The sequence below is a fragment of the Sphingomonas bacterium genome, from assembly GCF_903644135.1.
Lineage (GTDB): Bacteria > Pseudomonadota > Alphaproteobacteria > Sphingomonadales > Sphingomonadaceae > Sphingomonas.
On sequence record NZ_CAHJXA010000181.1, the window covers coordinates 1 to 5,686 of the forward strand.

Sequence of the window (5,686 nt, forward strand, 5' to 3'; positions counted from 1 at the left end):
GTGCGGGGCCGGCGCTGCCGGCAGCTCCGGCGGAACCTGGTAGCGCCTTGGTGGTCCCGGCCATCTGGCCCTGCACGGCGGCGAGCCCCGACGACGCGGCGGCAAGGTCGCCATCGACCTGCGCCATCTGCGCGCGTGCCGCGCCGATGCGGTCGCTGACCGTGCCGGTGCCGGGCAGGCTGGCGAGGTAACGGTTCTGGAAGTCGGAGCGCTTGGTCTCGGCGTCCTGCAGCTGCTTCTGCAAGGTCGAAAGCTGGCCGTCGAGGAAACGCAGCGACTGGGTCGACTGGCGACGGTCGCCGGCGAGGTTCTGCTCGACGAAGATGTCGATCAGCTTCTGGGTAACGGTGCGCGCCAGCTTGGGCGAGGATTGCGTCGTCGTGATCTGGAACAAATTGTCCTGCTGGCTCTCGACCTTGATCGCCGTCGCCAGCCCCGCCACCCGGTCGGCGACATCGCGATCGCTCGACACGGTGTTGGCGAGGTCGGTGCCCCGCACGACCTTCTCCAGGTTCACCGCCGAGACGAGCGTCTGGCGGATGCGGTCGACATCCTTCTGACCGTCGCTCGGCACGCCGGGGACGCCGCCGGGAATGATCGACTGCATCTGCACGAAGATTCGCGCGCGCGACTCGTAGCGGCTCGGCATCTGCGCGACGACGAACCAGCCGACCACCGCCACGCCCCATGCCACCGCCAGCGCCAGCCAGCGGCGATGCCAGATCGCGTGGAGCGCTACCCGCGCCTCGTCATAGATACCGTTCACGCCTTTGCCTCCAGCTGCGCTGGAGAGGCGGCACCAGCCCGCTCCCCCACCCGGCCTCCCATCGAGGATACCGTGTGGGAGGTCGGGTGGGGGAGCGGGCTGGTGCCGCCCCACGGCGAGAGCCGTGCAAACATCATACGCCTCAGAACATCGACTCTGGAATAATGATGAGGTCGCCCGGCTCCAGCCGGACGTTGGCGCGGCTGTCGCCATGCTTGAGCAAGCTGGCGATCTGCAGCTGGTACTCGCTCTGCTTGCCGGTCGCGCGATCGTAGCGGACCAGCTTGGCGTGGTTGCCCGACGCATATTGGCTGAGGCCGCCGACCGCGATCATCGCGTCGAGCAGCGTCATATTGGCGCGGTAGGGGATCGACGCCGGCTTCTCGGTCGCACCGACGACGCGGATCTGCTGGCTGAAGGTGCCGGCGAAGTTCTCGACGATGACCGAGACGATCGGATCCTTGACGTACTCGCCCAGCGCGACGCGCATGTCGGCCGCCAGCATCGCCGGCGTCTTGCCGACCGCGGGCATGTCGTTGATCAGCGGCGTGGTGATGCGGCCGTCGGGGCGCACCTGGACCTTGCTCGACAGCTCGGGATTGCGCCAGACGAAGATCTGTAACTGGTCGAGCGGGCCGATGATATATTCCTCGCCCGGCTGCTCGCGGCTGGCGACATAGCCGGCGGGGGGCAGTTCCGGCCGGCTCGCGGCGCAGCCGGCGAGCGCGGACGACGCGAGCGCCATCACCAACGACAGTCGAACGACAGGTCCCGAGCGCATCTACACCTCCTTTGGCCGACCGGGCGCTGGAGCACGCACCCGTGGCTTCGTTGGCGGCTATGCGGGCGGAGAGGTGAAGATAGCGTTAGGAACGATGCGCGATCAGCTCGGCGGCGCGCGGATGGCCGAGAAAATCGGCGGGGCTGGCGGTCGCACCATAGGCCCCCGCGAGGAACACCGCGATCAGGTCGCCGACCTCGGCATAAGGCAGCCCAACCTGATCGCCCAGCCGATCCAGCGGGGTACAGAGCGGGCCGACGACCGACACCGTCTCGTCCGGGTCGCCGCCCATCCAGCTGGCGAGCGCCAGCGGATAGTTGCGGCGCACCACCGTGCCCAGATTGCCGGTGGCGGCAAGCTGGTGGTGGAGGCCGCCGTCAACCACCAGAAAGGTCTCGCCTCGGCTCTCCTTGCGATCGACGACGCGGGTCAGATAGACGCCTGCCTCCGCCACCAGCCAGCGGCCGAGCTCGATGGCGAAGCGGGTGTCGTCCCAGCCCGCGAGCAGGTTACTGAGCGCCGCGCCGACCGCCTCGATATCGAGTGACACGTCACCGGCGAAGTACGGTACACCGAAGCCACCGCCGAGGTTCACCAGCGGCGGCACGGACCCAGCCTCATCGGCCAGCCGCCGTGCCAATGCCAGCGTCGCCGCCTGCGCCTCGATCAGGGCGGCGGCGTTCAGCACCTGCGAGCCGGCATAGATGTGCAGCCCGCGCCAATCCGCCCCCGCGGCGATGATCGTGCGGATCAGCGGGCCGGCACGCTCGGCATCGACGCCGAAGGGCGAGGGCCGTCCACCCATCTTCATCCCCGATCCGCGCAGCTCCGCATCGGGGTTGACCCGCACCGCCAGTCGCGGCGTGATGCCCAGCCGCTCGCCGATCGCCAGCGCCCTCGCCACCTCGCCTTCGGACTCGGCGTTGAGCGTGACGCCTGCCTGGATCGCGGCGGTCAGCTCGCCGTCGCGCTTGCCCGGCCCCGCGAAGCTGATCGCCGCCGCCGGCTTGGCGGCAAGCGCCTTCGTCAGCTCTCCCGCCGAAGCGATGTCGAGACCGTCGACCAGCGGCGCGATCGCGGCGAGCAGCGCGGGGTGCGGGTTGGCCTTGATCGCATAATGGAGATCAACCGCCGGAAACGCAGCCCGAAAGCGCTCCACCCGAGCGGCGACGATCGCCATGTCGTACACGAACAGCGGCGTGTCGCCCGCCTGCGCAGCCCAGGCTTCCGCATCGCGTCCGCCGATCGTCAGCGCACCCCGTTGCCGGGCGAACTCGGGTGGGAACGGCCCCATCGGTTTCACCATGCCACCTCCGCGCGGATAGCGGCCCGATCGAGCTTGCCGTTGGCGTTGCGCGGCAGGGCGTCACGCCACTGGTAGCGTGCCGGTTGCAGGAAGCTGGGCAGCTCCGTGCGCAGCCGCGCCCGCAGCGCAGGCTCGCTCGCCGCATCGCCGGCTGCGACCACCAGGATCGCCTGCCCCAGCCGCTCGTCGGCGACGCCGATCGCCACCGCCTCACGCGCCTCGCCGCCGGCCAGCACCGCCGCCTCGACCTCGCCGGGGCTGATGCGGTTGCCGGCGGACTTGATCATCTCGTCGTCGCGACCGACGAAACGCAGCAGGCCGTCCGCGCCCTCGACCACCGTATCCCCCGACCACACCGCTTGGCCGCTTGACGTGGCAAAGGCAGGGGCCGGCCGGAAACGGCACGCGGTGCGCTCCTCGTCGTGCCAATAGCCCTGCGCCACCAGCGGCCCGGCATGGACCAGCTCGCCCGCCTCGCCGGCCGCCGCTCGGCTGCCGTCGGGACGCACCACCAACACCTCGGCGAACGGGATCGCGCGCCCCATCGCGTCGGGATGCGCGTCGACCAATGCCGGGTCGAGATAGGTCGAGCGGAACGCCTCGGTCAGCCCGTACATCGGATACAGCGCCGCCTGTGGGAACCGCGAGCGCAGCGCCGCGACCAGCCGCGGCGTCAACGCGCCGCCCGAATTAGTCAGCCGCCGCAGCCGCGCCGCCGTTTCCGTCGGCCACTCCGCCTCCGCCAGCTGCAGCCACAGCGGCGGCACCCCGGCCAGCGTCGTCGCGCCAGTGCGCTCGACTGCCTTCACGACATCGCGCGGCGTCAGATAATCGAGCGGCGCGACCGCCGCGCCGGCGTACCAGGTCGAGAACAGCTGGTTCTGCCCATAGTCGAACGACAGCGGCAGCACGCCGAGCACGCGGTCGTCGAGCGTCAACGTCAGGTAATGCGCCACCGACACCGCCCCCAGCCACAGATTGGCGTGGCTCAGCATCACTCCCTTGGGCAGACCGGTCGAACCCGAAGTGTAGAGGATCGCCGCCAGCGTGTCCGGATCGGCGTCGGACGGGGGCAGGCCCTGGCTCGTCGTGGCGATCTCGGCCTCATCGGCGATCCTCGCCGACACGTCACCCGCCGCCAGCGTCGCCGCGCGTGCCGGTTGCGTCACCAGCAGCCGCGCCTCGCTATGGCCGACGATATGCGCCACCTGCGCGCGGCGCAGCAGCGGATTGACCGGCACATGCACCAGCCCCGCCCGCGCCGCCGCCAACGGCATGACGCAGGCGATACGCGTCTTGGGCAGCCATGTGGCAATCCGGTCGCCCGGCGCGAGCCCCTGCCCCGCCAGCCACGCCGCCGCCGCCGCGACCATCGTCTCCAGCTCGGCGAAGGTTATTTCGCCTGCCCGGTCGACCAGCGCGACGTCGCCCGGCCGCCCGCGGGCGACGCGGTCGATCGGCTGCGGCATCGGGTCGAGCGGAACCATCGCGCCGCTGTAGCGCAGGATCGTTGCCGAATTCACCCCCGCCGCTTAGGAGCGATCCCGTCGCGATCGGCGAAAACGGGCGAGGGGACAAAAGTTGATCTTCGAAGGTAGCGACGAGGTGCGCGACACGGTGCGGGGCGTCCTGGCCGATATCCTCGGCCTCGACGCTGCCCGCGTGGCGGCGTTCACCGACGCGACGCCGCTGTTCGGATCGCTGCCCGAGCTCGACTCGATGGCGGTCGCCAGCGTCCTGACCGAGCTGGAGGACCGGCTCGGCATCGTGATCGACGACGACGAGGTCGATGGCGAGATGCTGGCGACCTTCGGCGCGCTGGTCGCCTTCGCCGCGCACAAGGCGCTGGGCTGAGCCGAGGCGGCATGACCGCCGCGCCGCGTTTCGACCATTACGACTGGAGCGGCGGCCGCGAGGCGATGCTGCGCTTCGGGCCGGAGGCGGGGCCGGTCGTGGTGCTAGCACTGCCATTGTTCGAGGAAGCCAATCGGACGCGAGCGTTTGGCTGCGCGGTACTGCGGGCTTTGGCGGTGCATGGCATTGGCGGCGTGCTGCCGGACTTACCGGGACAAGGCGACAGCTTGATACCACTGGAGACGCTGTCGCTGCTCAATATCCAGGAAGGATATGAGTATGTAGTTTCACCATTCTTCGAGCGGGGCCGGCCGGCCTATGGCGTCGGCATTCGGAGTGGCGCACTCCTCGACTCGTTGGGGCTTTTGCACGGCCGATGGTATCTGACGCCGCAGGGCGGTCCCGATCTGCTACGTGAGCTACGGCGGATCAGACACGCATCGGTCGAACAGAAGCTGAGCGACCTATGGTATTTTGACCCCCACCTGCCTGAGGATGTTGAAGATCGGCCCGTCGAGCTCGCTGGCAATCTTGTTTCGACCGCCCTGCTGACCGACCTCACCGTGAAGGAGCCATGGGCAGCAGAAAACGGTGGGCCGCTCCGGGTCGTTCGGCTGATCGGCGACACTAATGCCGCCGACCGACACTTGCCTGGCTCGGCGCTGTGGCGACGCACGGAGCCTGGCTGCGACACCGATCTCGCGCAGGCGCTCGCCGCCGACATCGCCGCCTGGATCGCGCGATGCGAAGGCTGATCGCGTTCCCCTGCGAGGGCGAGACGCTGGTCGGCAGCCTCGACGAGGCGGCGGGCACGGCCGCGCTGCTGATCGTCTCGGGTGGCAACGAGGTGCGCTGGGGCGCGCATCGCGGCATGGCGCTGCTCGCGGCGCGGCTGGCCGCCGACGGCATCCCGGTGCTGCGCTTCGACCGGCGCGGGGTGGGCGACTCGATGGGAGAGAATGGCGGCTATGCGTCGAGC

General features: G+C 69.8%; 5 protein-coding genes and 2 pseudogenes. 3 read left to right on the forward strand and 4 right to left on the reverse strand.

All coding sequences use genetic code 11. The features are described 5' to 3' along the window. The 4 genes and pseudogenes from HUU96_RS10205 to HUU96_RS10220 all read right to left on the reverse strand — a co-directional run. Nucleotides 1–766 (reverse strand): annotated as a pseudogene (locus HUU96_RS10205) (XrtA system polysaccharide chain length determinant); the annotation flags it as partial. Between the two features lie 142 nt (nt 767–908). Next, the gene (locus HUU96_RS10210) at nt 909–1,547 is read right to left on the reverse strand and encodes an XrtA/PEP-CTERM system exopolysaccharide export protein (protein ID WP_174292702.1); all 639 of its coding nucleotides are present in this window, start codon (nt 1,545–1,547) and stop codon (nt 909–911) included. A gap of 85 nt (nt 1,548–1,632) precedes the next feature. Then, nucleotides 1,633–2,850 carry a pyridoxal-dependent decarboxylase, exosortase A system-associated gene (locus HUU96_RS10215; protein ID WP_174292705.1) on the reverse strand — a complete coding sequence of 406 codons (1,218 nt, stop codon included), beginning with the start codon at nt 2,848–2,850 and terminating at the stop codon, nt 1,633–1,635. Continuing rightward, the gene (locus tag HUU96_RS10220) at nt 2,847–4,340 is read right to left on the reverse strand and encodes an acyl-CoA ligase (AMP-forming), exosortase A system-associated (protein ID WP_174292706.1); all 1,494 of its coding nucleotides are present in this window, start codon (nt 4,338–4,340) and stop codon (nt 2,847–2,849) included. The genes HUU96_RS10215 and HUU96_RS10220 overlap by 4 nt, the downstream gene beginning before the upstream one ends. Nucleotides 4,341–4,434: 94 nt before the next feature. Here HUU96_RS10220 and HUU96_RS10225 point away from each other — a divergent pair, with 94 nt between their 5' ends. The 3 genes and pseudogenes from HUU96_RS10225 to HUU96_RS10235 all read left to right on the forward strand — a co-directional run. Beyond that, nucleotides 4,435–4,707 (forward strand): acyl carrier protein, encoded by a 273-nt coding sequence (locus tag HUU96_RS10225; RefSeq protein WP_174292703.1) that lies wholly within the window; start codon nt 4,435–4,437, stop codon nt 4,705–4,707. A 65-nt stretch (nt 4,708–4,772) separates the two neighbouring features. Then, nucleotides 4,773–5,462 carry a hypothetical protein gene (locus HUU96_RS10230; protein ID WP_174292704.1) on the forward strand — a complete coding sequence of 230 codons (690 nt, stop codon included), beginning with the start codon at nt 4,773–4,775 and terminating at the stop codon, nt 5,460–5,462. Then, a pseudogene (locus HUU96_RS10235) lies at nt 5,450–5,686 on the forward strand (hydrolase 1, exosortase A system-associated); the annotation flags it as partial. The gene HUU96_RS10230 and the pseudogene HUU96_RS10235, both read left to right, overlap by 13 nt.